Origin of the sequence: Salipiger sp. IMCC34102 (assembly GCF_004145405.1) — a bacterium.
Lineage (GTDB): Bacteria > Pseudomonadota > Alphaproteobacteria > Rhodobacterales > Rhodobacteraceae > Loktanella.
Genome location: NZ_SELQ01000001.1, coordinates 118,917 through 145,128, shown reverse-complemented (window position 1 = coordinate 145,128; position 26,212 = coordinate 118,917). Strand labels below are relative to the sequence as shown.

At 66.2% G+C, this 26,212-nt stretch carries 27 protein-coding genes; 14 read left to right on the top strand and 13 right to left on the bottom strand.

Annotation, left to right across the window (positions count from 1 at the left end; genetic code table 11):
- Positions 1-48: 48 nt before the first annotated feature.
- On the top strand, positions 49-1,071 hold the full coding sequence (locus tag EU805_RS00730; RefSeq protein WP_129762029.1) for an aspartate-semialdehyde dehydrogenase: 1,023 nt from the start codon (positions 49-51) through the stop codon (positions 1,069-1,071).
- Positions 1,072-1,092: 21 nt separating this feature from the next.
- Here EU805_RS00730 and EU805_RS00725 read toward each other — a convergent pair whose 3' ends face one another.
- From EU805_RS00725 to EU805_RS00690, 8 genes are all read right to left on the bottom strand, one after another.
- On the bottom strand, positions 1,093-2,220 hold the full coding sequence (locus tag EU805_RS00725) for a GGDEF domain-containing protein (protein WP_129762028.1): 1,128 nt from the start codon (positions 2,218-2,220) through the stop codon (positions 1,093-1,095).
- A gap of 152 nt (positions 2,221-2,372) precedes the next feature.
- On the bottom strand, positions 2,373-3,683 hold the full coding sequence (locus tag EU805_RS00720; RefSeq protein WP_129762027.1) for a pitrilysin family protein: 1,311 nt from the start codon (positions 3,681-3,683) through the stop codon (positions 2,373-2,375).
- Positions 3,680-5,020, bottom strand: coding sequence for a pitrilysin family protein (locus tag EU805_RS00715; RefSeq protein WP_129762026.1), 1,341 nt, complete (start codon positions 5,018-5,020; stop codon positions 3,680-3,682). Before EU805_RS00715 ends, EU805_RS00720 begins: the two co-directional genes overlap by 4 nt.
- 87 nt (positions 5,021-5,107) lie before the next feature.
- Positions 5,108-5,320, bottom strand: coding sequence for a DUF3035 domain-containing protein (locus EU805_RS00710; protein ID WP_129762025.1), 213 nt, complete (start codon positions 5,318-5,320; stop codon positions 5,108-5,110).
- Between the two features lie 49 nt (positions 5,321-5,369).
- Positions 5,370-5,840 carry a signal peptidase II gene (lspA, locus tag EU805_RS00705; protein WP_129762024.1) on the bottom strand — a complete coding sequence of 157 codons (471 nt, stop codon included), beginning with the start codon at positions 5,838-5,840 and terminating at the stop codon, positions 5,370-5,372.
- A gap of 10 nt (positions 5,841-5,850) precedes the next feature.
- Positions 5,851-7,440 (bottom strand): bifunctional phosphoribosylaminoimidazolecarboxamide formyltransferase/IMP cyclohydrolase, encoded by a 1,590-nt coding sequence (gene purH, locus EU805_RS00700; RefSeq protein ID WP_129762023.1) that lies wholly within the window; start codon positions 7,438-7,440, stop codon positions 5,851-5,853.
- Positions 7,437-9,149 carry a heparinase II/III family protein gene (locus tag EU805_RS00695; protein ID WP_129762022.1) on the bottom strand — a complete coding sequence of 571 codons (1,713 nt, stop codon included), beginning with the start codon at positions 9,147-9,149 and terminating at the stop codon, positions 7,437-7,439. Before EU805_RS00695 ends, purH begins: the two co-directional genes overlap by 4 nt.
- Positions 9,150-9,248: 99 nt before the next feature.
- Positions 9,249-10,520 carry an RsmB/NOP family class I SAM-dependent RNA methyltransferase gene (locus EU805_RS00690; protein ID WP_129762021.1) on the bottom strand — a complete coding sequence of 424 codons (1,272 nt, stop codon included), beginning with the start codon at positions 10,518-10,520 and terminating at the stop codon, positions 9,249-9,251.
- A gap of 71 nt (positions 10,521-10,591) precedes the next feature.
- On the opposite strand from EU805_RS00690, the gene EU805_RS00685 reads away from it, so the two are divergent.
- Complete coding sequence (locus EU805_RS00685; RefSeq protein ID WP_129762020.1) at positions 10,592-10,786, top strand: DUF1674 domain-containing protein; 195 nt, start codon at positions 10,592-10,594, stop codon at positions 10,784-10,786.
- A gap of 39 nt (positions 10,787-10,825) precedes the next feature.
- Here EU805_RS00685 and dapB read toward each other — a convergent pair whose 3' ends face one another.
- The gene (dapB, locus tag EU805_RS00680; RefSeq protein WP_129762019.1) at positions 10,826-11,635 is read right to left on the bottom strand and encodes a 4-hydroxy-tetrahydrodipicolinate reductase; all 810 of its coding nucleotides are present in this window, start codon (positions 11,633-11,635) and stop codon (positions 10,826-10,828) included.
- A gap of 87 nt (positions 11,636-11,722) precedes the next feature.
- Here dapB and rbfA point away from each other — a divergent pair, with 87 nt between their 5' ends.
- From rbfA to pheT, 11 genes are all read left to right on the top strand, one after another.
- On the top strand, positions 11,723-12,127 hold the full coding sequence (gene rbfA / locus EU805_RS00675; protein WP_129762018.1) for a 30S ribosome-binding factor RbfA: 405 nt from the start codon (positions 11,723-11,725) through the stop codon (positions 12,125-12,127).
- Positions 12,127-12,834, top strand: a complete 708-nt coding sequence (locus EU805_RS00670) for a phosphodiester glycosidase family protein (protein WP_129762017.1) — start codon at positions 12,127-12,129, stop codon at positions 12,832-12,834. Before rbfA ends, EU805_RS00670 begins: the two co-directional genes overlap by 1 nt.
- Positions 12,835-12,885: 51 nt before the next feature.
- Positions 12,886-13,803, top strand: a complete 918-nt coding sequence (truB, locus tag EU805_RS00665; RefSeq protein ID WP_129762016.1) for a tRNA pseudouridine(55) synthase TruB — start codon at positions 12,886-12,888, stop codon at positions 13,801-13,803.
- Positions 13,790-14,308 (top strand): DUF1643 domain-containing protein, encoded by a 519-nt coding sequence (locus EU805_RS00660; RefSeq protein WP_129762015.1) that lies wholly within the window; start codon positions 13,790-13,792, stop codon positions 14,306-14,308. The genes truB and EU805_RS00660 overlap by 14 nt, the downstream gene beginning before the upstream one ends.
- Positions 14,309-14,461: 153 nt before the next feature.
- Positions 14,462-15,466, top strand: coding sequence for a calcium-binding protein (locus EU805_RS17880; protein ID WP_207208046.1), 1,005 nt, complete (start codon positions 14,462-14,464; stop codon positions 15,464-15,466).
- Positions 15,467-15,589: 123 nt separating this feature from the next.
- The gene (rpsO, locus tag EU805_RS00650) at positions 15,590-15,859 is read left to right on the top strand and encodes a 30S ribosomal protein S15 (RefSeq protein ID WP_129762014.1); all 270 of its coding nucleotides are present in this window, start codon (positions 15,590-15,592) and stop codon (positions 15,857-15,859) included.
- Positions 15,860-15,949: 90 nt separating this feature from the next.
- Positions 15,950-16,198 (top strand): CsbD family protein, encoded by a 249-nt coding sequence (locus EU805_RS00645; protein ID WP_242494015.1) that lies wholly within the window; start codon positions 15,950-15,952, stop codon positions 16,196-16,198.
- 398 nt (positions 16,199-16,596) lie between these two features.
- On the top strand, positions 16,597-18,726 hold the full coding sequence (pnp, locus tag EU805_RS00640; protein ID WP_129762013.1) for a polyribonucleotide nucleotidyltransferase: 2,130 nt from the start codon (positions 16,597-16,599) through the stop codon (positions 18,724-18,726).
- 120 nt (positions 18,727-18,846) lie between these two features.
- Positions 18,847-18,993: a hypothetical protein gene (locus tag EU805_RS17345; RefSeq protein ID WP_165351854.1), complete on the top strand. Its 147-nt coding sequence runs from the start codon at positions 18,847-18,849 to the stop codon at positions 18,991-18,993.
- 25 nt (positions 18,994-19,018) lie between these two features.
- A complete protein-coding gene (locus EU805_RS17805) occupies positions 19,019-19,153 on the top strand; it encodes a hypothetical protein (RefSeq protein ID WP_255465822.1) in 135 nt (44 codons plus the stop codon).
- Positions 19,154-19,705: 552 nt separating this feature from the next.
- Positions 19,706-22,102, top strand: a complete 2,397-nt coding sequence (gene pheT, locus EU805_RS00635; RefSeq protein WP_129762012.1) for a phenylalanine--tRNA ligase subunit beta — start codon at positions 19,706-19,708, stop codon at positions 22,100-22,102.
- On the opposite strand, the gene EU805_RS00630 is transcribed toward pheT, so the two are convergent.
- Positions 22,099-22,797 (bottom strand): glutathione S-transferase family protein, encoded by a 699-nt coding sequence (locus EU805_RS00630; RefSeq protein WP_129762011.1) that lies wholly within the window; start codon positions 22,795-22,797, stop codon positions 22,099-22,101. The two genes, pheT and EU805_RS00630, sit on opposite strands and share 4 nt — an antisense overlap.
- 136 nt (positions 22,798-22,933) lie before the next feature.
- On the opposite strand from EU805_RS00630, the gene mscL reads away from it, so the two are divergent.
- Positions 22,934-23,362, top strand: coding sequence for a large conductance mechanosensitive channel protein MscL (gene mscL, locus EU805_RS00625; RefSeq protein WP_129762695.1), 429 nt, complete (start codon positions 22,934-22,936; stop codon positions 23,360-23,362).
- 361 nt (positions 23,363-23,723) lie between these two features.
- Here mscL and EU805_RS00620 read toward each other — a convergent pair whose 3' ends face one another.
- Genes EU805_RS00620 through EU805_RS00610 form a run of 3 tightly spaced genes read right to left on the bottom strand, consistent with a single transcriptional unit; the run spans position 23,724 to position 26,196 of the window.
- Entirely contained in the window at positions 23,724-25,469 is a 1,746-nt protein-coding gene (locus EU805_RS00620) for a sensor histidine kinase (protein ID WP_129762010.1), read from the bottom strand.
- On the bottom strand, positions 25,469-26,023 hold the full coding sequence (locus EU805_RS00615; protein ID WP_129762009.1) for an RNA polymerase sigma factor: 555 nt from the start codon (positions 26,021-26,023) through the stop codon (positions 25,469-25,471). Before EU805_RS00615 ends, EU805_RS00620 begins: the two co-directional genes overlap by 1 nt.
- Entirely contained in the window at positions 26,020-26,196 is a 177-nt protein-coding gene (locus EU805_RS00610) for a NepR family anti-sigma factor (protein WP_129762008.1), read from the bottom strand. The genes EU805_RS00615 and EU805_RS00610 overlap by 4 nt, the downstream gene beginning before the upstream one ends.
- Positions 26,197-26,212 lie beyond the last annotated feature (16 nt).

Genomic DNA, 26,212 nt, shown 5'->3' with positions numbered 1-26,212 from the left:
TTCGGCGCTGATCCGCGTAACAGGCGCGCGACAGTGAAGGAGCGTCACATGGGTTACAGAATTGCCGTCGTCGGGGCCACGGGCAACGTGGGCCACGAAATGCTGAACATCCTCGCCGAACGGGCCTTCCCCGTGGACGAGATCGCAGCCCTCGCCAGCCGCAAATCGCTGGGGACCGAGGTCAGCTTCGGTGACCGGACGCTCAAGACCAAGGACCTCGACACCTTCGATTTCGCCGGCTGGGACATGGCGCTCTTCGCCGTGGGGTCGGAGGCCACGAAGACATATGCCCCCAAGGCCGCGAAGGCCGGGTGCGTCGTGATCGACAACTCGTCGCTCTACCGCTACGACAGCCAGATCCCGCTGATCGTGCCGGAGGTGAACCCCGAGGCGATCCACGACTATAAGAACAAGATGATCATCGCGAACCCCAACTGCTCGACCGCGCAGATGGTGGTGGCGCTCAAGCCGCTGCACGACCGGGCGCGCATCAAGCGGGTCGTGGTCAGCACCTATCAATCGGTGTCCGGCGCGGGCAAGGACGGTATGGACGCGCTCTGGGACGAGACCAAGGCGGTCTACAACCCCACCGACAACACGCCCGCCGACAAGTTCACCAAGCAGATCGCCTTCAACGTGATCCCGCATATCGACGTCTTCATGGACGACGGGTCCACCAAGGAAGAGTGGAAGATGGTCGCCGAGACCAAGAAGATCGTGGACACCTCGATCAAGGTGACTGCGACCTGCGTCCGGGTCCCGGTCTTCGTCGGCCACTCGGAGGCGATCAACATCGAGTTCGAGGATTTCCTCGACGAGGACGAGGCCCGCGACATCCTGCGCGAGGCACCCGGCATCATGGTGATCGACAAGCGCGAGGACGGCGGCTACGTCACGCCGGTCGAATGCGTGGGCGATTTCGCTACCTTCATCAGCCGCATCCGGCAGGACAGCACGATCGAGAACGGCCTGAACCTGTGGTGCGTCTCGGACAACCTGCGCAAGGGGGCTGCCCTGAACGCGGTGCAGATTGCGGAACTGCTCGGCCGCGAAGTGCTCAAGAAGGGGTGACGCGTCGTCCCGGGGCCGCCGTCAGGCGGCCCTGATCCCGCGGCTTTCGATGCAGACCGTGTTCCGGCCCCTGCGTTTGGCCGCGTAAAGAGCCGCGTCCGCCCGTCTCAATACATCGGACAGGGACGTCTTTGTCCCCGGCGACGGGCGTGCCACGCCGACGCTGATCGTCACGATCTTCAGGCCGTCCAAGCGGCCCGGATGCGGCAAGGCGAGGGTCTCGATCGCATGTCGCACACGTTCCGCCAAAGCGTCGGCATCCTGCGTGGCACTGCCTTTGAGGGCGATGGCGAACTCCTCCCCTCCGATTCGGGCCGGAAGGGACGTGTCGAAATCGCCAAGCGCGTCGCGCAGCGCAGCCGACACCCGGCGAAGGCAATCGTCCCCCTCCGGATGGCCGAGCGAATCGTTGTAGAGCTTGAAGTGGTCGATATCGATCATGGCCAACGCGATCGGGGCCGGATCGTCGAACCAGGTCGCAACCTCCAGTTCGAGCGCGCGTCGGTTCGCAAGGCCCGTCAGCGGATCGGTTCGCGACAGTTCCTGCAGTTCCTGGCTCGTTTCCTCTGCGGTGCTCGCGCGTTCGCTCGCGCGGAAGGCTTCCATGAAGTTCGTGCAGCGTCGGCGCTCGATCTGCAGGCTGCCGTAGAGGCAGAAGACGTAGGCCGTCACGGATTGCAGCCAGAGGGCCGCGCGCAGGCTGTCCGGAAAGGTGTCGATCCGGCCGATCAGCAAAAGCGTCACGGCGGTGCAGGACGTCAGGAACAGGATCGACTGAAGCAATCGAAGACCCAAGGTGAAGGCACCGAAGACCAGGATCAGGTTCAATTCGGCGAAGGCATACCCCGCCAGCGGCGAGTCGGAGATCCAGACGGTCAGGACCATCGCGAAATGCGCGTTCACCATACCGGCCAGGATCAGCCATTCCCGGGTGCCGGGAGAGACGCGGCGCAACAAGAGGATCAGACCCTGCGACGGCAGCGTCACGACGATGATCCGCAGGATGAAACTGACGTAGGCCAGGTCCGGCGTCAGCAGGAACGACGTGAAGAAGAAGCCGTTGTACAGGATCAGTCCGACGATGATCGAACGGGTCAGATCACGCAGTCGCGCCGGGCCGAACACAGCGTCGTAGTTGCGCTGGACCATGGGATCGAACCGCAGCAACCGGTCGTATCCCGGCCTCGTTTCGCGGGAACGGCGCCTTGCACGCAAGGCGCCGCGAAGGGGAGGGTCCACCGGCATGACCGGTACCTCGCACCAAAATCCTCGTGAAAGGTTAAGATGCGAGGTCCTGCGACCTAGGGGGTCTCAGCCAGGCCTTCGGGAGTTCCCACGACGGTGAACCGGAGCGCTTCGGGGTTGTAAAGCTCGGCTGCCACGCGGTTCACGTCGTCCAGCGTCACGGCTTCGATGTAATCGTTGCGGTTGGCCACGTAATCGCGCGGCAGATCGATCATCTGCATGCCCACCAGGATGCTGGCGATGTTGGCGTTGCCGTCGAACCGCAAGGGATAGGCCCCGGTCAGAAACAGCTTCACACGGTCGAGTTCTTCCTGCGTCATGCCCTCCTCGGCGATGCGGGCCCATTCGTCGCGGATGACGTCGACGGCTTCCGCGATGGACCCGTTGGCGGACGCCACGGACCCCAGCACCAGCGCCGCGCGATCCTTGGGCACAAGGTAGGTGGAGACGCCGTAGGTCAGCCCGCGCTTCTCGCGCACCTCGTCCATAAGGCGCGATTCGAACCCGCCGGCGCCAAGCGCCTCGTTCAGGATCGTGGCGGCAAAGTAATCGGGATCGTCCCGGTCCATCCCTTCATGGCCGAAGAGGGCCACGGACTGCGGGGTGGGAAAATCTACGACCGAGATACCGCCGTCGATCTGCACGTCCACGGGACCCGGCAGGGGCGGTCCGCTTTGCGGCAGGTCCCCGAGAAGGCGGTCGAGCACATCGCCAAGCGCCTCGGGGGTGATGTCGCCCACGGCGCCCACGTAAATACGGTCCTGCACCAGGGCGTTCTGCCAGGCTGTCACGATATCCGCGCGCGACAGGGCGGTGACGCTGTCGGTCGTGCCCCGCAAGGGTGTGCCGTAGGGATCGTCCGGGAAGGCGGATGCGAAGAATGCCTCGCTCGCGATTTCGTTGGGCGATTTCTCGGCGCGGGAGATCCCGGCCAGCACCTGCGCACGCACCCTCTCAACCGCGGTCTCGTCGAACCGGGGTTCCACGAGCGCCAGTCTCAGAAGATCAACGGCCTCGTCGCGGTTCTCGGTCAGGAACTGGGCCGAGACACTGATCATGTCGTCGCCGGTGTCGAACCCGTAGGAGGCGGAAAGTTCTTCGCGTCGTGTCTGGAAGGCCTGCGCGTCCATCTCGCCCGCACCCTCTTCGAGAAGGCCCATCATCAGGTTGGTGGCGCCGCGCTTGCCCTCCTCGTCCAGCGATGCGCCGCCGCGGATGCGGATTTCGAGGGCCGTGAAGGGAATGTTGTGATCCTCGACCAGCCAGGCGGTGATGCCCCCGTCGGAGGTCACTTCCTGGATGTCGACGGCCGCAAAGGCGGTGGTGCCTGCGATGGTCGCGCAAAAGGCGAGAACGTAACGGATCATTGAGCTTGCTCCTCCTTGCCTACGACCCAGCCGGTCACGGACTGGTCAAGGTCCAGCACGCGGGCGGCGGCGGCCTTGATGTCCTCCTCTGTGACGGATTGCACGATGTCGGGCCAGGCGGCCACGTCGTCGACAGTCAGGCCCTGCGTCAGGGCACGGCCGTATTTCTGCGCGCGCGACACCACGCTGTCCTGCTCGTAGATCTCCGAGGCGCGCAGGTTCGACTTGATCCGCTCGAGCGCGGCCTCGTCGATGGGCTCTTCCATGAACCGGGCAATCACACCGTCCATCGCCGCTTCCGCCTCCGACAGGGTCACGCCGTCGGCGGGTACGACCGACAGTCCGAAGGTCGTCGAATCAAGGCTGGTTCCGCTGTAGCCCGCCCCGGCGTAGGTCGCGATCTGGTCCTCGAACTGCAGCGCCCGCCCCAGTTCCGAGGTGAAGGACGATCCGCCCAGCAGCTCTGCCAGCAAGGTCAGCGCCGCCGCCTCTTCCTGCGCGCCGCTGTCGCGTTCGGGCGCGAGGTACAGCCGCATCAGGTAGGGCTCTGCCACCCGCGCGTCGGTGTAGGTGATCCGGCGCGGCGCGCGCTGCTCCGGCTCGGTCGCGCGCAGGCGTTCGGGCAGGTCGGGCTCGTTCGGGATCGGGCCGTAGTAGGTTTCCGCCAGGGTGCGGACCTCGTCCGGATCGACGTCGCCGGCCACGATCAGGATCGCGTTGTTGGGCGAGTAGTAAAGGTCGTAGAACGCCTGCGCGTCTTCGAGGTCCAGCGTCTCCATCTCGTGCTTCCAGCCGATGATCGGCACGCCGTAGCGGTGATTCTGGTAGAGCGAGGCGACGAACTGTTCCCGGGCGAGAGCGCCGGGGTTGTTCTCGGTCCTCTGGTTGCGCTCTTCGAGGATCACGCCCCGTTCGGTTTCGATGTCGTCCTGGACGAGTGCCAGGTTCGCCATCCGGTCCGATTCCATCTCCATCATCAGCGGCAGGCGATCGGCGGCGATGCGCTGGAAATAGGCGGTGTAGTCGTAGCTTGTGAAGGCGTTGTCCGATCCGCCGTTCTCTGCGACCGTGGCGCTGAACTCGCCGGAGTCGAGGTTGTCCGTCGCCTTGAACAGCAGGTGTTCGAGGAAATGCGCGACGCCGGACGACCCCACGGGTTCATCCGCGGAGCCGGCGCGATACCAGACCATGTGGGTCACGACCGGGGCGCGGTGATCCTCGATCACGACGACGTCCATCCCGTTGTCCAGGGTGAAGGTGGTGACATCGTCCGGGGCCTCCTGCGCGACCGCCACGGGGGCGAGGGCGATGAGGACAGCGGTAAGAGCTCGGATCATGGGTCGCCTGTCGGTTTGGGATGCTGACCCATACCTAAGAGCATGAACCGCCCGGACAACGAAAGTTACAACGTTGTAAGCAAACCGTTAGCCGCCCATCGCGCGCGCGGCGATGCTGCGCGGTGCGGGATCGGCGGGATTGGTTCCGTTCGGGCGGGGCGGGGGCAGGGCATTGGTGGACGGGATCACCAGCGGCTGGTTCGGCACGATCGAGAATTCGTCAGGCCCCACGGATCCGGGCGATCCGCCGCAGCCTGCAAGGGCCGCAATCGCCGCCAGTGCCAAAATCCGTGTCCGCATGCCTGTTCTCCTGCTTCCGTCGGTTGTCTAGCGCAAGCCGTGGGCTGCGTCACCCGGCCTTCTTGGTCGCGGGGTTGGGCAGGAACGCAAGTCCCAGCGCGCCCGCGAAAATGGCGACATCGGCCACGTTGAAGGCGAAGGGATTGCGGATCCCGCAACAGCTCATGTTGATGAAATCCGCGACCGCCCCGTAGAGGATCCGGTCCACCACGTTGCCGAGCGCCCCGCCCACCAGAAGGCCCGCACTGATCTGGATCCACTTGGTCCCGCCGCTGCGCCAGAGCCAGAACAGCACCACGCCCGAGATGACAAGCGCCACGCCGACCAGCCACCAGCGCATGTCGGCCTGGGCCCCGAGGCCGAAGTTCACGCCCCGGTTCCACGCCATCTGGAACACCATGAACGGGGGGAGGATGTCGATCTCCTGCCGGGTCATCAGGCCCATCCAATGCACCACGGCATACTTGGTCGCCTGGTCGATCAGGAAGGTCCAGAACCCCGCCCAGAATACGATGCGCATCGCGCCTCTCCTAATGCTTGAAATGGCGCATGCCGGTGAAGACCATCGCGATGCCGGCCTGATCGGCGGCCGCGATGACCTCGTCGTCGCGCATCGACCCGCCGGGCTGGATCACGCAGGTGGCGCCTGCCGCCGCGGCCTCCATCAGACCGTCGGCGAAGGGAAAGAACGCGTCCGAGGCCACGGCGCTGCCCTTGGTCAGAGGCTCGGCTAGGTCCATCGCCTCGGCCATGCGCTCGGCCTTTTTCGCGGCGATGAGCGCGCTGTCGAGGCGGCTCATCTGGCCCGCGCCGACGCCGACGGTGGCGCCATCCTTTACGTAGACGATGGCGTTGGATTTCACGTGCTTGGCCACGGTCCAGGCGAAACGCAGGTCTGCCATCTGAGCCTCGGTGGGTTGCGCTTTGGTCACGACCCGCAGATCGTCCGCGCCGACGTGGCCGGTGTCCTTGTCCTGAACCAGCATTCCGCCCGCGACCTGGCGATATGTCGTCACGGGCGCTTTCGGATCGGGCAGTCCGTCCGTGGTCAGCAGGCGCAGGTTTTTCTTGGCGGCGAAGACGGCGCGGGCCGCGTCAGAGGCGCCGGGGGCAATCACCACTTCCGTGAAGATCTCGGCGATGGCTTTCGCGGTTTCCTCGTCGAGCGGCATGTTGAGCGCGACGATCCCGCCGAAGGCGGAGGTGCGGTCGCAGTCGAAGGCCTTGTGGTAGGCCTCCACCAGCGTGTCGCCGCGGGCCACGCCGCAGGGGTTGGCGTGCTTGATGATCGCCACCGCAGGGCCTTCCGCGGGGTCGAACTCGGCCACCAGTTCGAAGGCGGCATCGGTGTCGTTTATATTGTTGTAGGACAGCTCCTTGCCCTGATGCTGGACGGCGGTGGCGACGCCGGGGCGGGCGCTGCCATCGGCGTAGAAGCTGGCGGACTGATGCGGGTTCTCGCCATAGCGCAACTCTTGCCGCAGGGTGCCCGCAAAGCTGCGTCGGCGCGGCGTGTCCAGCTCGATGGCCCCCGCCATCCAGGTGCTGACGGCGGTGTCGTAGGCCGCCGTGCGCCCGTAGGCGGTCTGGGCGAGGCCCTTGCGGAAGGCGAGCGTGGTCTGGCCGTCGTTGGCCTCCAACTCGGCCAGCAGGGCGTCGTAGTCGGTGACATCCGTCACCACCGTCACGAAGGCGTGGTTCTTGGCCGCCGAACGGATCATGGCGGGGCCGCCGATGTCGATGTTCTCGATGCAGGTGGCGGTGTCGGCACCCTTCGCGACCGTCTCCTCGAAGGGGTAGAGGTTCACGACCAGCAGGTCGATCCCGCCGATGTCATGCTCTTCCATCGCGGCGGCGTGGGCGTCGTTGTCGCGCACGGCCAGAAGCCCGCCGTGGACCACCGGATGCAGCGTCTTCACGCGGCCGTCCATCATCTCGGGGAAGCCGGTGACCTCTGCCACGTCACGCACGTCGAGGCCTGCGTCCCGCAGAGCCTTGGCCGATCCTCCGGTCGAGAGCAGCTCGACCCCGCGGGCGGCCAGGGCCTGGCCCAGCTCGATCAGGCCGGTCTTGTCGGAGACGCTCAGCAGCGCGCGGCGCAGGGGGAAAAGGTCGGTCATGGGGCATCCTCGTGGTCATCGTCCTCCGACCGGAGCGGACCGAGGTCGCGGATCACGTCGGGCGTGTCCTGCGCCTTGGTCAGGGACCAGCGGATGCGCGTCGCATAGGACATCGCGGCGTCGGATAAAACCACCTGTTGCGCCGGTCGCGGCTTCAATCGCCCGGTTTCGAGGTAGACCGAGGGTTTGAGCGAAAGCTCCGCATGGCCGTCGTGGCGGAACACCCAGATTTCCCCCGATTTCAAGGTCAGCGACACCGCGGCCCCGCCCATGTCGACGTGGGCGTCCACGTCCGGGTGCAGGTGGAAACGGATCGCGATGGGCAGATCCTCGGCCTGCTGCGCGCGATCGAAGCGCGCCTTGTCGGCGTCCGACAGGGTGGTCAGCAGATCCTCACCGATCAGGCCACGCCCGTCGAGCGTCATCTCGAGGATGCGGGCATGGGTCAGGCCGTGGGTCGACCGGAACCCGTCGTGGGACATCTCGGCACGCAGGCTGTCGGGTTGTCGGCTCAGGACCGCCTGGACCCGCTCCGGCGGGTCGACGAGGGCTGCGCGGTGCGGCGGTGCGGGGTCCGGCGGGCCGAGGCGCGAGGACGAGTAGCCCGCCAGCGACAGGGTCGAATGGCTGGGCGTAGCCCGCCCCGCGCGGCGCCAGTCCGGCCCGAACGTCACCCCGGAGCCGCAGTTGACGATCACCGCCCGCCGCCCGCTGGTCAGCTCGAACGCGAGGGTCGAGGCATGTCCGTTGCGCGACGCGGCTCCCTGCGGCGGAGGGCCGGCATCCGCGATCACGCTGGTGCGCCCCGCCGAGAGCCGCGCGTAGCCCATGCGCGGTTCGGGCGACAGGGGGGCCGCCGGTCCGGCCTGCGACAACGCGGTGTCCAGCGCGCCGTCCAACCCGCGCCCGCCGCCGTGGAATCGCGCGAGCCCGCCGTCGCTGTGCCGCAAGCTGCGCAGGGTCGCGGCCGCGCGGGCGGCGCAATCGGTCAGATCGGACGGGATGTCCGTGTCCGTCACGGTCAATGCGCGGATTGCCCATTGCAGCAGGGTCAGGACCGTCAGCAGCTCCTCGGGATTGCGGGTGGTGAGGCTGCCGTCCATCCCGACGTCGGTGCGGCAGGCTTTTGCGAGGGCGGCGAGCGGCGGCAGGGCGCGCACCCCGGTCAGCATCAGGCTGGCGTAGGTCAAGCCGCAGAGCGCTTCCATCCGTGGCAGCCCCGCCGGTGCCGCCGACCAGCGTTTCGACAAGAACCGCGTCTGCTGGCCCAGGCTGCGCAGATAGGTGGCGCGAAAATCCTCCGGCGCCGCGCGCAGCACGAAGCCTTCGTGAGAGATCCAGCGGATCAGGCGCTGTCCCGCAAGCTCCGGCGTCCAGCCCGGACCTGAGCCGTCTTCGCAAGTCTCGATCCACTGGGCGATCCAGTCCCGCGCGGCATGGCGCGCCCTGGCGTCACCGACCGCGGCCAGGTCGTCCAGCCAGCCGAAGCCGTGCAGGTCGGGGTCGATCAGCGCGGGATCGCCCTCGGCATCCCAGACGGATCCCCCGGGCGAGGTGGTGAGCACGCCCGCGAAGAGGAAATTGCCGGACAAGAGCTGCCGTCCACGCGCGAATCGGCCGATTCCCCGCGGCTCCGGCGCGGCTGCGAATCCGGTCGCGGCACGCGCGCGGGCGGCGCGGCGGGCGTGGGTGCGGTTTAGGTGCGCCATGCGGCGCGCCCGCCAGGACGGCGTGTAATCCACCTGCTGCCTTCGGTCTTGGGACGCGTTTGTTATTGCGCGAGAGGTTAGCCGCCTCGCGGCATCCTGTCACGCGGGCTTTGTCAGCACCGCGGCATAGAACCCGTCCATCCCGCCCCGGTCGGCCCAGTAGTCGGGACGCAGGCGCAGGCCGCCTTCCTCGGTGATCCAGGCGGGGTCCAGCCCGGGCAGGTCCAACGCCGCGCGGTCGATCTTCAGGTCCGGGTGCCGCTCCAACGCCTCCTCGATCTGCACCTCGCCTTCGTCGGGCAGCAGAGAGCAGGTGCAGAACAGCAAGCGCCCCCACGGTTTGACCAGGGTCAGCGCATGGTCGATCAGCGCCGCCTGCTGGTCGATGAGCGCGCCGAACTCGGAGCCGTCCTTGGCATAGGGAAGGTCGGGGTGGCGGCGCAGGGTGCCGGTGGCGGAACAGGGCGCGTCCAGAAGCACCACGTCCCATTGGCCGGTCACATCGAAGGCATCCTGCGTCAGAACCTCCGCCTTCAGACCGGTCCGCGCGAGGTTCTGGCCGACCCGTGCGAGCCGTGTCTCGGAGGCGTCCACCGCCGTCACCACGGCCCCGCCCGCGGCCAGTTGCAGCGTCTTGCCGCCCGGTGCCGCGCAAAGGTCCAGTGCCGTGAGCCCCGAGACCTCGCCCAGCAGCTTGACGGGGATCGCCGCGGCGGCGTCCTGCACCCACCAGTCCCCGGCCTCGAAGCCCGGCATCTGGCTGACCTGGCCCGCGTCGGCGACACGCAGGGTTCCGGTGGGCAGAACGGTGCCGCCCGTGGCGCGTGCCGCCTCGGCCGGATCGCCCTTGGCCGTCAGGTCCAGCGGCGGGGCTTTCGCCTGCACCGCTTCCATGTCCTGCACGGCGGCCCGGCCCCAGGCCGCGACGAGAGGTTGGCGCAGCCAGCCCGGCAGCAGCGGAACGGGCAGCTTGTCCCAGCCCCCGGGAGAGCGGTCGGCCATCTTGCGCAGCACGGCATTGGTCAGCCCCTTCATGCGGGCGGTATGCGGGTTGCGGCCAACGATCTCGACGCAGGCGTTGACGACGCCGTGGGCCGCCTCGCCTTGTCCAAGCTCTACCGTGCCCAGGCGCAGGGCGTTCATCACATGCGGCGGCGGTGGGGTCCGCAAATGCGGTTTCAGCGCGCGATCCGCCCTGTCGATCATCCGCAGCGTGTCGGTGGCCAGCCGCTGCGCGCGGGCGCGATCGGCGGGGGCAAGGTGATCCAGCGCGCCGCCGCCGATCAGTTCCGACAGCAGGCGGCCTTCGGTAGTGACTTGTTGCAGCAGGTGATGCGCGGCACGGCGCGGGGCGAGGCCGGAAGTGTCCATGACGATTGCCTTGTTCGGTGTCGCAGGCGACGTATATGAAGGGGCGTGACCCGGCAAGGACAGGCCCCCAGATGACCGAACCGACCGATCCGAAGATCCAGACCCCCGATCTGCCCCCCGCGGCGCAGCGCGCTTTGGCCGAGGCCGAGGCCCGTCGCAAGGACCGCGAGGCCCTCGACCTGCCGCCCGAGCGCGGTGGCCGCGATGGACCCGAACCCGTCCGCTACGGCGACTGGGAGAACAAGGGCCTGGCGATCGACTTCTGAGCGCTGCCCAAGCCGCGATGGCTCAGGGCGTGAGGTCGGTCAAAGCCCCAACACGTCCAGCATGTCGTAGTGGCCCGGCGCCTTGTCCTGCCCCCAAAGGGCGGCCTTCAGCGCGCCGCGGGCGAAGATGCCGCGGTCGGTGGCGCGGTGACGCAGGGCAATCTGCTCGCCTTCGGCGGCGAAGAGCACCTCGTGATCGCCCACGATGTCCCCGCCGCGGATCGCGTGAAATCCGATGGCACCGCTTTTGCGCGCGCCGGTCATCCCGTCCCGGCCTGAATCGCGGACCTCGCCCAGGCCGACGCCACGGCCTTCGGCGGCCGCCTCCCCCAACATGAGGGCGGTGCCCGACGGCGCGTCGACCTTGTGGCGGTGATGCGCCTCGATCACCTCGATGTCGAACTCGGCATCCAGGGCGGCGGCGACCTTGCGCGTCAGCTGCGTCAGCAGGTTCACGCCGAGCGACATGTTGCCGGCCCGCACGATCACCGCGTGATGGGCCGCGCGGTCGATGGCGGCGATGTCCTCCGGGGCCAGGCCGGTGGTGCCGATCACGTGGACCGCCCGCGCCTGTGCCGCCAGTCCCGCGAAGCGCACCGTGGCGGCGGGCGTGGTGAAGTCGATCACCGCCTGCGCGCGGGCGAAGGCCTCCAGCGCGTCGTCGGTCACCGTGACGCCCAGCTTCGCGCCGCCCATGGCCGTGCCCACGTCCTGCCCGACCCAGTCGTGACCTTCGCGCACCAGCGCCCCGACCAGGCGGCAGGCGTCCGCCTCGGCGATCGCGCGGATCAGCATCCGGCCCATCCGGCCCGCGGCTCCGGTGACGACGATTCCGGGTGTGTCTTCCATGGCGATCTCCTGTCCGATGGCGCCCGTGATAGCCGCCGCGCGGGGGCGCGAAAACCCTCGCTTGGAAATGTCCGCCCGCGTGGTTAGATGGGGGCCATGGCAAAGAAATCCCCCTCCGGTCCGAACCAGCGGCAATTGCGTGTCGGCGAACTGATTCGCCGTCGCCTGTCGGAACTCCTCCAGCGTGGAGAGATCCACGACCCCGACCTCGCGCGCATGTCGATCACCGTGGGCGAGGTGCGCTGCTCGCCAGACCTCAAGGTGGCGACGGCCTACGTGCTCCCCTTGGGCGGCGGCCAGAAGGAGGAGATGCTCACCGCCTTGCGCAATTCCCGCCACGAGATCCGGCGCGAGGTCTCCAAGGCGCTGTCGATCAAGTTCGCCCCCGAGATCCGCTTCGAGATCGACGACACCTTCGACCGGATGGATGCGACCCGTGCGCTCTTCGCCGACGAACACGTGGCGCGCGACCTGGATCGGGACGACGAGTGATGCGCGGCGCCCTCGCGGCCATGATGCTGCAGCTCGGCACGCCCGCATGGGCCGTCTCCTGCGAGACGGTGCGTTTCGACGGGGCGGCCTTCACCGCCTGTGCGGTGGATGCCGCGCGCGAGGATCTGCGCCTGTTCCACCGCGACGACAGTGGCGAAATCCTGGGGGCGTTCGCCCAGATCCCGCATGAGCTGACTTTCGCGATGAACGCCGGCATGTACCACGATGATCGCCGCGCGGTGGGGCTCTACATCGAGGACGGGGAAGAGACCGCGCCGCTGGTGACATCCGACGGGCCAGGGAACTTCGGCCTTCTGCCCAACGGCCTGCTTTGCCTGGCCGACGACAGTGCGCGGGTGATCGAGACGCTCGCCTACGCGGCGGAGCAGCCCGCCTGCCGCGATGCCTCGCAGTCCGGCCCGATGCTGGTGATCGACGGCGAATTGCACCCCCGCTTCCTCGAGGACAGCGATAGCCTGAACATCCGCAACGGCGTGGGCACCAGCGCCGATGGTGCCCGGGCGGTCTTCGTCATCGCCGACGAGCCGGTGAACTTCCATCATTTCGCGCGATTCTTCCGTGACTACCTCGAGCTGCCCGATGCGCTCTACTTCGACGGGCGGGTGTCGCGGATGTTCGCGCCCGAGCTGGGCCGCAATGATTTCGGCCTGCCGATGGGACCGATGGTGGGTGTCGTCGCGGATTGACGCCCCGCGCGGGCCGCGCTAGCCCGCAGGCCCCAATCGCAGGAGCAACCGATGGCACGTCGCAAGAAGGGCCGCAACATCAGCGGATGGCTGGTCGTGGACAAGCCCGCGGGGATCACCTCGACCTCCGTCGTGAACAAGGTGCGCTGGGTGCTGGACGCCAACAAGGCGGGCCATGCGGGCACGCTCGACCCCGATGCGACCGGCGTGCTGGCCGTGGCGCTGGGTGAGGCAACGAAGACGGTGCCCTTCATCACCGACGCGCTGAAGTGCTACACGTTCACCATCCGCCTGGGACAGGCCACGAACACCGACGACGCCGAGGGCGAGGTCATCGCGACCTCGGACGATCGGCCCACCGACGATCAGATCAAGGCGGCACTGGGCGCCTTCGTCGGCGACATCGAACAGGTTCCGCCGCAATTCTCCGCCGTGAAGATCGACGGCGAACGCGCCTACAAGCGCGCCCGCAACGGCGAGACGATGGAGATCGCGGCCCGCCCTCTCTGGGTGGAAAGCCTGCTGATGGACGACCGCCCTGACGCCGACCACGTCACGCTGGAACTGGTCTGCGGCAAGGGCGGCTACGTCCGTTCGATCGCGCGCGATCTGGGCGCCGCGCTGGGATGCCACGCCCACGTGCGCGAGTTGCGCCGCACCTGGTCGGGGCCCTTCCGCGCCGAGGAGGGCCTGACGCTCGACCGGATCGATGCGCTTGCCCGAACGCCAGACCTGGACGGACATCTGCAGCCGTTGGAGGTCGGCCTGCACGATTTGCCGCAGGTGATTTGTCCCGCCAGCTCCCTGACGCCTTTGCGCAACGGAAATGCCGCCCCGGTCATAGCCAGCGGCATCGACTACGGCACCGAGGTCTGGGCCGCCCACGACGGACGCGCCGTGGCCGTCGGCCGGCTGATGGGGGCGGACCTGCATCCCTCCCGCGTTTTCGCGCTCCATGCCGCGGACTGAAATCACCCGGCATCACACCGCAGCGGACGGAACCCGCTCCACCGCCATCTATTCCGCCTGCGAGACCTATCGCTATGCCCTGTATCGCGACTGGTGCGACGCGCCTGCATTGACCTTCGTCATGCTGAACCCCTCTACCGCGACGGAAGCGGCGAACGATCCGACCATCGCCCGCTGCGAGGCCCGCGCGCGATCCTGGGGCTATGGTGGCCTGCGGATCGCCAATCTCTTCGCTTTCCGCGCGACCTATCCGCGCGACCTCAAGGCCGCGGCCGATCCGGTGGGGCCGGACGCCGATCATTGGCTGGGCCTGGCCTGCGCGCCGTCCGGACTGGTCATTGCAGGCTGGGGTGTGCATGGCGCGCATCTGGACCGGGACCAACGCGTGCGAGCACTTTTGAAGGACGCGGGGACGGCGCTTCATGCGCTTGGCCTGACCAAGCACGGCCATCCGCGTCATCCACTCTACGTGGCGTATTCCCGGCTGCCGGAGCGCTGGCTGTGAAGCCGATCCCCGCGCTTGGCAAAATATGCCGACATCATTCCCTCTCGGAGGCGGCGTTAACCTGATTTTAACTTTTCACTCCGGTCATCCCTAACGGAGTGTTAAGACCATCGCACACCGGGTCGGGGGCGACTGACGTACGAGGTTGGGGCGATGTTGGCGCTTTTGGGATTGTTCGGCGCCGCCATGGGCGGGCTGATGATGATCGAGACGAACGAGGGCGACGACACCGTCGAACCTTCCCCGGAGGGAGATCCAGCGCCGGACGGGCTGAACCGATTGCTGGATGAAGAGGGCGTGCTGGGCGAGCCGGTCTACGATCTGGTCACCGACACCCGCACAGAGGTTCGGGATCAAGCGTCGATCAAGACCAATGCTGAGGGTAATGCCGAACCGGGGGCAACTTCTGACGCGGCGGACGATCCGACCAGCGGACCTGCTGCGGTGACCGATATCGACAGTCCCGCAAACCCTGACGAGATGCCCGATCCGGCGAACACCGGTGAACCGGCACGGACCGACGAGACCGACACCGACGCCCCGACGGGGGGAGACGACAGCGTCGCCGACATCGATCCGGGCCCTGCGTTCGACGATCCGCGCGACAGGCCGAACCTCGTTCTGGGCGGGTCGGGGGGCGACGAGTTGAAGGGCTACATGGGGGACGACACCTTGATCGGCGGGACGGGAGACGACCGGTTGATCGCGGGGGACGGCGACGATGTGCTTCTGGGCGATGGCGGGGCCGATACGCTCGAAGGTGGCTGGGGCGACGATCTGCTGATTGGTGGGGACGGCGCGGACCTGCTTCAGGGCGGCTGGGGCGACGACGTGCTTCATGGCCGCGACGCCGATGCAGGGTTCGACTACCTCAACGGCGGCGCGGGTGACGACGTGTTGATCGGCGGCGCGGGGGATAACCTCAACGGCGGGGGTGGGGCGGACCTCTTCGACATCGAGCGGGATTTCGACGGCACCATCGACGACCTGGAGCCGCAGGACCGGATCCAGCTGTCCTACACCGGCGACACGCCGCCGGCCCTTTCCACGCAGACCTGTGCGGAGGGGGTCACACTCTACGCCGACAACGAACGGTTGGCGTTCTTTCGCGGCCTGACCGAGTTGGACGTGGGTCGGATCGAGTTGCACGCCGGCTGACGCAGCCACCGGGGGGCTTTCCTTTTTGCTGCCGCACCGCTATGGGGGCGCTCTCTACCTCCACGGGCCTTTCTGGACGACATCCCGGATCGCGCCATTCACCCTTTTTCACAGGAGACCCCGATGTCGATCACGCCAGACGAAAAAGCCCGCCTCATGAAGGAATACGCGACCAAGGAAGGCGACACCGGTTCGCCCGAGGTCCAGGTCGCGATCCTGACCAGCCGAATCAGCACCCTGACCGAGCATTTCAAGACCCACAAGAAGGACAACCACGGTCGCCGTGGCCTTTTGATGATGGTCGCGCAGCGGCGCAAGCTGCTGGACTACCTCAAGGGCAAGGAAGAGGCCCGCTACCAGGACCTCATCAAGCGCCTGGGCATCCGTCGTTAAGTCAGCCCGCCTTACGAATTCGTGAACGCCCGTCGGTCCTCCGGCGGGCGTTTCGCGTTCGGCTGACGGAACATTCCCACTGTCCGCAAGTTGTTCATCCAGACGCGCAGGTTTCCGATTTCCGGAACCGCGGTACACAGCGAAGGAGTGTTCTCCATGGGTGAAATGACTGACAAAGCCAAGGCTGCCGGCAACAAGGCCGCAGGATCCGTCAAGGAAGCCGTCGGCAAGAACAACAACGATCCCGACCTCGAAGCAGAGGGCCAGGCCCAACAAGCGAAGGGCGACGCCCAGGACGTGGCGGGATCTGTCAAGGGCAAGATGGGCAACGACATCTGATCGACCAGATCTCGCTCAATTCAAAAGGCCCGCCGGCTCGTCCGGCGGGCCTTTTCCGTTTCAGTCTCATGCCCGTTTGCGGAGCCTGACTCTCGTCTCGATTGGCGGCAGCCTGCGTGGCATAGACACCCCAATGGGGTCCACCTGACGTCACAGCGGCAAGCCCGCGACGGCGACTGGTCGAGGCGGCTTCGGAGCCGTGCCCTGCACGGCGGATGCGCCGATCCGCCCCAGGCGTGCGACCCTTTCCAAAGCCCGTATTTTCGGATAAGGCCGCATCATCTGAGACGTAGCGTGACGACCCCGGCGCTGTGCAAAGGACAAGGGGTCGGCGGCAATGGGGCCGCCAATCAACGGGCACTCGGACCGCCGAGACTGGCCCATATGAAAGACGTAAGATGTTCAAAGAATTCAAGAAATCCATGCAGTGGGGCGAAGAGACGCTCACGCTGGAAACCGGCAAGGTCGCCCGCCAGGCCGACGGATCGGTGATCGCCACGCTGGGCGAGACCTCCGTCATGGCCAACGTGACCTTCGCCAAGAAGCCCAAGCCCGGCCAAGACTTTTTCCCGCTGACCGTGCACTACCAGGAAAAATACTACGCCGCGGGCAAGGTCCCCGGCGGTTTCTTCAAGCGCGAGGCCCGTCCGACCGAGAAGGAGACGCTGACCGCGCGCCTGATCGACCGTCCGATCCGACCGCTCTTCGTGCCCGGCTTCAAGAACGAAGTGCTTGTGATGTGCACCGTCCTGAGCCACGACATGGTCAACGACCCCGACATGGTCGCGATGATCGCGGCTTCTGCCGCGCTGACGATCTCCGGTGCGCCCTTCATGGGGCCGATCGCGGGTTGCCGCGTGGGCTTCGTCGACGGTGACTACGTCCTGAACCCCGAAATCGACGACATGCACAACCTGCGCATGAATCCCGAGCAGCGGCTCGACCTCGTCGTCGCGGGCACCAAGGACGCCGTGATGATGGTCGAATCCGAGGCCTACGAGCTGACCGAGGACGAGATGCTGGGCGCCGTGACCTTCGCGCACGAGCAGATCCAGCCGGTGATCGACTTGATCATCGACCTTGCCGAAGAGTGCGCGAAAGAGCCCTTCGACTTCACGCCGCCGAACTACGACGACCTTTACGCTGCCGTGAAATCCGCGGGCGAGAGCGCCATGCGCGACGCCTACGCGATCACCGACAAGCAGGAGCGGACCTCGGCCGTGGCCGCCGCCAAGCAGTCGATCATCGACGGGCTGAGCGAAGATCAGCAGGAAGATCCGAACCTTGGCCCCGCGCTGAAGAAGCTGGAATCGACCGTGCTGCGCGGGGACGTGGTCAAGAACGGCCGCCGCATCGACGGTCGCAAGCTCGACGAGATCCGCGACATCGTCTCCGAGGTCGGCATCCTGCCCCGGACCCACGGGTCCGCGCTGTTCACGCGGGGCGAGACGCAGGGCCTCGTGGTCACGACGCTGGGCACCGGCGACGACGAGCAGATGATCGACGCGCTGACCGGCATGTACAAGTCGAACTTCATGCTGCACTACAACTTCCCGCCTTATTCGGTCGGTGAAGCGGGCCGCGTTGGCCCTCCGGGCCGTCGTGAGATCGGTCACGGCAAACTGGCTTGGCGTGCGCTGCAGGCTGTCCTGCCCGCGCCGACCGACTTCCCCTACACGATCCGCATCGTGTCCGAGATCACCGAATCCAACGGCTCGTCGTCGATGGCTTCGGTGTGCGGTGGGTCGCTGTCGATGATGGACGCAGGCGTTCCGCTGAAATCCGCGGTGGCCGGTGTGGCGATGGGCCTCGTGATGGAAGACGACGGCGACTACGCCATCCTGTCCGACATCCTGGGCGACGAGGATCACCTGGGCGACATGGACTTCAAGGTCGCTGGTACCGAGAACGGGATCACGTCCCTGCAGATGGACATCAAGATCGCCGGCATCACGCCCGAGATCATGAAGAACGCGCTGGAGCAGGCCAAGCAGGGCCGTCTTCACATCCTGGGCGAAATGGGCAAGGCCCTGACCGGGGCCGCCGAATTCAGCGTTCACGCGCCGAAGATCGAAACCATGCAGATCCCCACCGACAAGATCCGTGAAGTGATCGGCTCGGGCGGCAAGGTCATCCGCGAGATCGTCGAGGTCTCGGGTGCCAAGGTCGACATCAACGACGACGGCGTGATCAAGCTGGCCTCGAACGATCAGGAGGCCATCAAGAAGGCCTACGACATGATCCACTCGATCGTGGCCGAACCCGAAGAGGGCAAGGTCTACAAGGGGACGGTCGTCAAACTGGTCGACTTCGGCGCCTTCGTGAACTTCTTCGGCAAGCGCGACGGTCTGGTCCACGTCTCCCAGATCGAGAACCGCCGTTTGAACCACCCCTCCGACGTCCTGAAAGAAGGACAGGAGGTCTGGGTCAAGCTGTTGGGCTTCGACGATCGCGGCAAGGTGCGCCTGGCCATGAAGATGGTCGACCAGGAGACCGGCAAGGAGATCGAGAAGGAAGACGCCGAATAAGCGCGACCTTTCCGACACGACACGAAGGCCCCGGTGGAGACACCGGGGCCTTTTTGCGTGCAAACGCGTGACGAACGCCCTTTGCGCGATACCTCAATGCCACACAACCGGAGGACCAAGATGAAACCGATCCTGACAGCCCTTGCTTTTCTGACGCTCGTTGCCTGCGATGGCGGCATGGCGATGAACGGCAACGCGAACGCCACGATGACGCCCAGCGGCGCTTCCGCTGAAACCGCAACTCTGGGCAACACCGTCGTCAACTGACGGCACCCGCCCAAAAGGACCTGACATGAAAAAGATCGTACTGACCCTGGCTGCCCTTTCCGCTCTCGCGGCCTGCAGCAGCCAACCCGAACCGATGGCGCCGATGGCGACCCAGCAGCCCACGATGGTGATGGCCGAGCCCAGCATGAACAAGCTGTAAGACGTGCCGGGCGGGCGCCCGCACGGTTGCCCGCCCAATACCCCCGTGCGGCACTGAGCCTTCGCGTTGGAACAGCCGCATGACGACCAGCAGCCAGCCTGACCGGATCGCGCCGCTGGCCAGCGCGTGGGATCCGTTTCAGCGCATCTCCATGTGCAGCGCGCTGACCCTTTCGCCTTTTGGCGACGACCAGGGTCAATGCCGATCAAGGCGTCCTCACACCAGAAAGCGCACAGCCCGCGGTCAACGCCATTATACAGGCGGTGGGATACACCGATCTGCCCGTGCGCGGGTAGAAGCGGCGCCACGAACGAGGCCGACAAGATCAGGGTTCCTGCCCAATTTCCCCGTCAGCCGCACTACCCGGAACAGCGTCGGCAGGATCATCATTGCAAAAGGCAAAAGGCCCGCGATGGAGTAGACGATCGGCATCCGTAGGGGTCCGTGGCATCCGGCTCGTAGCCAATGGTCAGCGACCTAAACCCCGCTTTCGCCCCGCGCGGCTTTGCGCTAGGACAGCGACAGCTTGAACGAACCCAAGGGACGCGGCCCGTGAAATTCTCTCTGTCCTGGCTGAAGACGCACCTCGACACCGACGCCTCGGTCGACATGATCGCCGAGACGCTGACCGATCTCGGGCTCGAGGTCGAAGGCATCGAGAACCCCGCCGAGGCGCTTCGCCCCTTCACCATCGGCCACGTCGAAAGTGCCGAAAAGCATCCCGACGCCGACAAGCTGCGGGTCTGCCAGGTGCGCACGAAGGATGGTCTGCAGCAGATCATCTGCGGCGCGCCCAACGCGCGGGAGGGGATCACCGTGGTCGTCGCCCATCCGGGCGTCTACGTCCCCGGCATCGACACCACCATCGGCGTGGGCAAGATCCGCGGCATCGAAAGCTTCGGCATGATGGCCTCCGAGCGTGAGTTGGAGCTGTCCGAGGAACACGACGGGATCATCGAGCTGCCCTCGGGCGAGGTCGGGCAAAGCTTCGCGGACTGGCTCGCCGAACACGAACCGTCTCGCATCGACCCGGTGATCGAGATCGCGATCACCCCCAACCGCCCCGACGCGCTGGGCGTCCGCGGCGTGGCCCGCGACCTGGCCGCCCGCGGGATCGGAACGCTCAAGCCCCTTGCGACGCCAGAGGTCGCCGGCACCGGTGCGCCCGCCATGACAGTGCGCATCGACGAGGACACGCGCGACGGCTGCCCCGTCTTCTGCGGACGCCTGATCGAAGGCGTGACCAACGGCCTCAGCCCCGAATGGCTGCAGCAGCGGCTGAAATCCGTGGGCCTGCGCCCGATCTCGTTCCTGGTCGATGTTACGAATTTCTTCACCTACGATCTGAACCGCCCCCTGCATGTCTTCGACGCGGACAAGGTGGCGGGCGATCTGCGGGTTCACCGGGCCGCGGGCGGCGAAGAGATCGTGGCTCTCGACGACAAGACCTACACCTTGCGCGAAGGGCAGATCGTAATCTCTGACGACAACGGGCCGGTCAGCATCGCCGGCATCATGGGCGGCGCGGCCACCGGCTGTACCGAGACGACCACCCGTGTCTTCGTCGAAAGCGCCTACTGGGATCCGGTGCAGATCGCCTACGCGGGACGCGCGCTCAAGATCAACTCGGACGCGCGCTACCGGTTCGAGCGGGGCGTCGACCCTGCGCTCACGCCCGAAGGGCTGGACCACGCCTGCGCGATGATTACGGATGTCGCGGGCGGGAGCGCCTCCGACATGGTGGTGGCGGGGGAGGTTCCCGACACGGCGCGCAGCTACACGCTGGACACCGATCGTGTCGTCAGCCTCGTCGGGATGGAGATCGCGGCGGACACCCAGCGCCAGACGCTCACCGATCTCGGCTTCCGGATGGAAGGCGACCAAGCCCACGTGCCAAGCTGGCGGCCCGACGTGCAAGGCTCTGCCGATCTGGTCGAAGAGGTGGCCCGCATCGCATCGCTCACCAAGTTGCAGGGCACGCCGTTGCCGCGCAGTCAGCCCGGCGTGCCGAAGCCCGTCCTGACGCCCGGTCAGCAGCGCGCGCAGGCGGCCCGCCGCACGGCGGCGGCGCTGGGCTACAACGAATGCGTGACCTACAGCTTCATCGATGCGGCCGCCGCCGCGCTGTTCGGCGGCGGCGGCGAGGCGACGCGGCTGGAAAACCCGATCTCGTCGGAGATGTCGCACATGCGGCCCGCGCTTCTGCCCGGCCTGCTGCAGGCTGCGGCACGCAACCAGGCGCGCGGTATCATGGACATGGCGCTGTTCGAGGTGGGCGACGTCTTCCACGGTGGCGAGCCCGGCGACCAGGCCCCCAGCGTCACGGGCATCCTGATCGGGCGGACCGGTCCGAAAGACACGCACGGTGCTTCGCGCCCGGTCGATACCTTCGATGCCAAGGCCGATGCGGAGGCTCTGTTGGCCGCCATCGGCGCCCCCGCTAAGACGATGATCCTGCGCGACGGTCCCGACTGGTTTCACCCGGGCCGCCACGGCCGCATCTGCCTTGGCCCGAAGAAGACCCTCGGCATTTTCGGAGAGCTGCACCCGAAGATTCTGTCGGCGCTGGACGTGAAGGGGCCTGCGGTGGCGTTCACCCTGTTCCCGGCGGAAGTGCCGATGCCGCGCGCCAAGACGAACACGCGGCCTGCGCTGGTCGCGCCCGACCTGCAGGCGGTAGAGCGCGACTTCGCCTTCGTGGTCGACACAGGCGTTGATGCGCAGACCCTGATGAACGCCGCGGCGGGGGCCGACAAGGCGCTGATCGCGGATGTGCGCCTCTTCGACGAGTTCCTGGGCGGCGCGCTGGGTGAGGACGCGAAATCGCTCGCGATCACCGTGCGCCTGCAACCGACCGAGGCGACCCTGACCGACAAACAGATCGAGGCCGTCTCGGAGCAGATCGTGGCCAAGGTCACCAAGGCGACCGGCGGCCGTCTGCGCGGCTAGGCGTCCGGATCGGGGATGCGCTTGGCCTTCTGCACGGCGGGCCGGGCGTAGAACCGGTCGACGTAGGCGGGAACGTGGGTCAGGTCTGTATAGCCCGTGACCTCCTTCGCGCCGTAGAAGTCGAGCGCGTTCAGCCAGGGCGCCAAAGCGATGTCCGCGATGGAAAAATCGCCCGCGATCCATTCGCGATCGGCCAGCACTCCTTCGACCACGCCCAGCAGGCGTTTGGCTTCGTCGACGTAACGCTGTCGGGGGCGGGGATCCTCGATCTCGGAGCCTGCGAATTTGTAGAAGAAGCCAAGCTGCCCGAACATGGGGCCGACGCCGCCCATCTGGAACATGAGCCACTGGATCACATGCGCCCGCTCGGTCGCGGTGCTGCCCTGCAGCTTGCCGGACTTTTCGGCCAGGTAGATCAGGATCGCGCCGGATTCCCACAGGCCGATCGGACCATCGGGTCCGTTGGGGTCGATGATCGCCGGGATCTTGCCGTTGGGGTTGAGCGAGGTGAAGGCGTCCGATTTCACGTTGTCATCCGACAGCTTCACGAGGTGCGGTTCGTAATCCAGTCCCATCTCCTCGAGCGCGATTGAGGCCTTGACCCCATTGGGCGTCGGAAAGGCGTAAAGCTGGATGACGTCGGGCTTGTTCGGGGCCCAACGCTGGGTGATCGGAAATGCGGAAAGGTCGGCCATGGGGCGCTCCTGTTGTGATATTTGTGCACGACCTAGTTTCGACGCGGCCATCATCGACCCCCCGGGTCGCAATCGGCTTTGACCGCGTTCGCGCGGGCTTGCTATAGCCCCCGTCAATCGAAATGCGGAGGAAATGATGCTGCAGGAATTCAAGGACTTCATCGCCAAGGGCAACGTCATGGACCTGGCGGTCGGGATCATCATCGGCGCGGCCTTCACCGCGATCGTGAACTCGCTCGTCGGTGATCTGATCAATCCGGTGATCGGGCTGATCCTGGGCGGGATCGACTTCACCTCGATGTACGTGGTCCTGTCCGGCGAGGTGCCGGAGGGCGTGGGGCTCGACGCCGCGCGGGAGGCCGGGGCCGCGATCTTCGCCTACGGTGCCTTCGTGACCGCTTGCATTAACTTCCTGATCATCTCCGTCGTGGTCTTCTTGCTGGTCAAGACCGTCAACCGTTTGAAGGCCGCGGCAGAAAAACCCGACGACGTCGCCCCGGAGGTCCAGACCGGCCCGTCGCAGCTGGACGTGCTGATCGAGATCCGCGATCGCCTGAAGCCCTGAATCGGTTCATGTCGCCAACGCGAAAGGGTTCCCCGGTGCGGAGAACCCTTTCGCATTGGCTGAACATCACGTCACCCGGTTCAGAGCGGGCAGTCTTGGGGCGTCAGCCGCGGCGGTCGGTGCGCGCCGTCGGGTGCTGCCGGCTTAACCGGTGGACCCGACGTTCGGTCGGACGGGTCAGGAAATGGATCAACGCAGCCGTGAGTGCGACGGCGCAGATGGATACGATCAGGACATCAATAGTCATTGTTCAGCCTCTTGAACTTCGCGAGTCCAACCGCGGTAGTAGGGGAAGGTTCCGACCTAAATTCATAAAACTACGCATACTTTGCGAATTTGACACAGCCCTGCCAAATGCGGCTCAGTAGTCCTTGGTCTCTGGCAAGGCGGATGTGATCTCGAACGTCAGGCCGATGAGCCGCTGGCCGTCGTCAGTCGTGGACCGTTCGATCGTGCTGCCAAGCTGCAGGGCGAAGGCGCGCTTGAGCTGGCGATTGATGTCCGCATCGACAGAACCGTCGTCCTCGCTGCGGTAGGGGCTGACGATTTGCAGCCTTGCGACGCCGTCCTCGATCGTCCGCAGATCGACGGCCATGGACAAGTCGTGGCTGTCCTTGGGCTGACTGCGGTGGACCTGCGAGACGACTTCCCCGATGAAAAGTGCCAGCGGAATCGCCTGATCGGGCACGAGGCCGAAGTCGTCGCAGGCGACATGCGTCTGGGCCTGTGGAAAATCGGCGCGCAAGCTGTCGAAGAGGCTGCCGCACAGATCCTCGACCAGCGAACAGATATCGATCCGTCCGAAGTCGTCGGCCTGGTAAAGGAAACGGTGGACCGTCGCGAGGTTCAGAACGCGTGCGTGCAGCCGGATCAAGGTTTCCTTTGCTGTGGATTCGCCGGTCGCGCGGATCTGCATGTTGATGATCGACGAGATCATCTGGAGGTTGTTCTTCACCCGGTGGTGAATTTCCTTCAAAAGCAAATTCTTCTCGCGCAGGGCGTCTTCCATGCGGGCTTCGTCGTCGAGCAGGTCGTAGGCCATGTCGACGAAGGTGCGATCCAGCTCGTAAAGCTCGCGCGGTAACTGGACGGCAGATTTGCTTTCCTTCAGCGACCGATCGGCCGCGAACTCGCGCATGCGTCGGCGAAGGTCCTTGATCGGACCGACGACCAGTCTGTGGACGGCGAAGTAAGCCACGAAAAGGCTCGCGAACCACATCAGCACCGGCAGGAAGGTCGAAGGCAGGGCCGTCCGGTCCCCGCCGAGCGCGCCGCCCAGGGGGGGCCAGCTCGCCACGGCATAGGCCAGTCCGGGCACGACCGTCGAGGTGGTGAGCAAGCGCTCTTGGCCGTCCGCATTTGTCCCCCGCAGGACACGCCGCTGGCTGGAGAAGGTCGTTTCGGGCGTCACCCGCCTCGCCAGCATGTCCAGCGTCGCGGTCGACAGCGCCTCGCCCTGGCTCATGACGAGGTCGCCGTCACGGTTGTAGATGACCATCGAGAGGGGGGCCCGGTCCAGGTCCATGTCCCGCTCGGCCTCCAGTTCCGCAAGCGGTATCGCCACGGCGATCTGGCCGATGACGTCCTCGTCCGGGATTACGGGGTAGAGCAGGACCGCCACTTCCACGCCGGGCATCAATTGGCTGTCCGCGCGCAGGAAGGATCGCTCCGACGAGTCGCGCAAGCCCAGAATGCGGGAATCTATCGTTTCGACCTCGATCGGGCGGTCGGCCGATGAACAGGTGATATCGCCCTCGAGCGGTACGAAGCCGACGAAACTGTAGTTCGGACTGATGTCGACCAGGTTCGTGAACATGGTCCTGCAGGTCCCCTCGTCCATGAGGTCCCGCGGCAGCATGGCGGCTTCCGACTGGGCGGACCCTATGGCGTTCTGGAGCGCCCGGCGTTCACCGCTGGCGGCCAGCTCGGTGAGCGCCACCAGGCTGAGTTCGGTGCGGGCGCGCAGGTTGTCGTCGAGGTTCTTGGTCTGCCACATGGCCAGAAGGCCGATAGGCAAAAGCGCCAGCGACAAGAAGGCCACGACCCGGAACGGAAGTCCTTCGAGGAACCCGAACGACTCCTGCCTCTCGGGACCGGCGCCGGACATTAAAATGCTGAATTGCCGTTGTTGCTGACAACGGCGACCGTCGCCTTGTCGGTCAACTCAACGGGGCCGTCGGCATCGAGGTTCATCAGTTCCGCAAGCTTCTTGCGGCCGCGGTTCGCGCGGCTCTTGATGGTGCCCACGGCGACATTGCACATCGCGGCGGCCTCCTCGTAGGAGAAGCCGGAAGCGCCGACGAGGATCAGGGTCTCTCGCTGCTCGTCGGGCAGCTTGGCGAAGGCGGTCTTGAAGTCGGTCATCTGCAAATGCCCGTCATGGGCGGGCTTTTCGGCCATGCTTTCGGTGAAGATGCCGTCGACGTCGGCCACTTCGCGCTTGGCCTTCCGGCGGCTGGAATAGAAGGTGTTGCGCAGGATCGTGAAGAGCCAGGCGCGCATGTTGGTGCCGGGCTCGAACTTCTCGATGTTGGTCCAGGCCTTCACCACGGTGTCCTGCACCATGTCGTCGGCCGTCGCACCGTTGCGGGTCAACGAGATGGCGAAGGCCCGGAGCGCCGGCAGATGTTCGACCAATTCGTCACGCGGATCGCCGTTCATTCGTTGGCACCATCGTTCGGAGTGCCGTCGGCCGCGGTGTCCTGCGCCTTGAGATCGTCCAGCAACGCCTTCAGGCGGTCCGGCAATTCGGCCTGCTCCTGAGCTTGGAAGACGCGGCGAAGATTGGCGTCGATCTGCTGACGCGCCTTTTCGCTAGGGGTATCGTTGGACATTCAGGGGCCTGTCATT

What these genes read in the sequence shown, in the direction of transcription:
- EU805_RS00730 (WP_129762029.1), top strand. Translation starts at nt 49, where the DNA reads ATGGGTTACAGAATTGCCGTCGTCGGGGCCACGGGCAACGTGGGCCAC.
- EU805_RS00725 (WP_129762028.1), bottom strand. Translation starts at nt 2,220, where the DNA reads ATGGTCCAGCGCAACTACGACGCTGTGTTCGGCCCGGCGCGACTGCGT.
- EU805_RS00720 (WP_129762027.1), bottom strand. Translation starts at nt 3,683, where the DNA reads ATGATCCGTTACGTTCTCGCCTTTTGCGCGACCATCGCAGGCACCACC.
- EU805_RS00715 (WP_129762026.1), bottom strand. Translation starts at nt 5,020, where the DNA reads ATGATCCGAGCTCTTACCGCTGTCCTCATCGCCCTCGCCCCCGTGGCG.
- EU805_RS00710 (WP_129762025.1), bottom strand. Translation starts at nt 5,320, where the DNA reads ATGCGGACACGGATTTTGGCACTGGCGGCGATTGCGGCCCTTGCAGGC.
- lspA (WP_129762024.1), bottom strand. Translation starts at nt 5,840, where the DNA reads ATGCGCATCGTATTCTGGGCGGGGTTCTGGACCTTCCTGATCGACCAG.
- purH (WP_129762023.1), bottom strand. Translation starts at nt 7,440, where the DNA reads ATGACCGACCTTTTCCCCCTGCGCCGCGCGCTGCTGAGCGTCTCCGAC.
- EU805_RS00695 (WP_129762022.1), bottom strand. Translation starts at nt 9,149, where the DNA reads ATGGCGCACCTAAACCGCACCCACGCCCGCCGCGCCGCCCGCGCGCGT.
- EU805_RS00690 (WP_129762021.1), bottom strand. Translation starts at nt 10,520, where the DNA reads ATGGACACTTCCGGCCTCGCCCCGCGCCGTGCCGCGCATCACCTGCTG.
- EU805_RS00685 (WP_129762020.1), top strand. Translation starts at nt 10,592, where the DNA reads ATGACCGAACCGACCGATCCGAAGATCCAGACCCCCGATCTGCCCCCC.
- dapB (WP_129762019.1), bottom strand. Translation starts at nt 11,635, where the DNA reads ATGGAAGACACACCCGGAATCGTCGTCACCGGAGCCGCGGGCCGGATG.
- rbfA (WP_129762018.1), top strand. Translation starts at nt 11,723, where the DNA reads ATGGGGGCCATGGCAAAGAAATCCCCCTCCGGTCCGAACCAGCGGCAA.
- EU805_RS00670 (WP_129762017.1), top strand. Translation starts at nt 12,127, where the DNA reads ATGCGCGGCGCCCTCGCGGCCATGATGCTGCAGCTCGGCACGCCCGCA.
- truB (WP_129762016.1), top strand. Translation starts at nt 12,886, where the DNA reads ATGGCACGTCGCAAGAAGGGCCGCAACATCAGCGGATGGCTGGTCGTG.
- EU805_RS00660 (WP_129762015.1), top strand. Translation starts at nt 13,790, where the DNA reads ATGCCGCGGACTGAAATCACCCGGCATCACACCGCAGCGGACGGAACC.
- EU805_RS17880 (WP_207208046.1), top strand. Translation starts at nt 14,462, where the DNA reads ATGTTGGCGCTTTTGGGATTGTTCGGCGCCGCCATGGGCGGGCTGATG.
- rpsO (WP_129762014.1), top strand. Translation starts at nt 15,590, where the DNA reads ATGTCGATCACGCCAGACGAAAAAGCCCGCCTCATGAAGGAATACGCG.
- pnp (WP_129762013.1), top strand. Translation starts at nt 16,597, where the DNA reads ATGTTCAAAGAATTCAAGAAATCCATGCAGTGGGGCGAAGAGACGCTC.
- EU805_RS17345 (WP_165351854.1), top strand. Translation starts at nt 18,847, where the DNA reads ATGAAACCGATCCTGACAGCCCTTGCTTTTCTGACGCTCGTTGCCTGC.
- EU805_RS17805 (WP_255465822.1), top strand. Translation starts at nt 19,019, where the DNA reads ATGAAAAAGATCGTACTGACCCTGGCTGCCCTTTCCGCTCTCGCGGCC.
- EU805_RS00630 (WP_129762011.1), bottom strand. Translation starts at nt 22,797, where the DNA reads ATGGCCGACCTTTCCGCATTTCCGATCACCCAGCGTTGGGCCCCGAAC.
- mscL (WP_129762695.1), top strand. Translation starts at nt 22,934, where the DNA reads ATGCTGCAGGAATTCAAGGACTTCATCGCCAAGGGCAACGTCATGGAC.
- EU805_RS00620 (WP_129762010.1), bottom strand. Translation starts at nt 25,469, where the DNA reads ATGTCCGGCGCCGGTCCCGAGAGGCAGGAGTCGTTCGGGTTCCTCGAA.
- EU805_RS00615 (WP_129762009.1), bottom strand. Translation starts at nt 26,023, where the DNA reads ATGAACGGCGATCCGCGTGACGAATTGGTCGAACATCTGCCGGCGCTC.
- EU805_RS00610 (WP_129762008.1), bottom strand. Translation starts at nt 26,196, where the DNA reads ATGTCCAACGATACCCCTAGCGAAAAGGCGCGTCAGCAGATCGACGCC.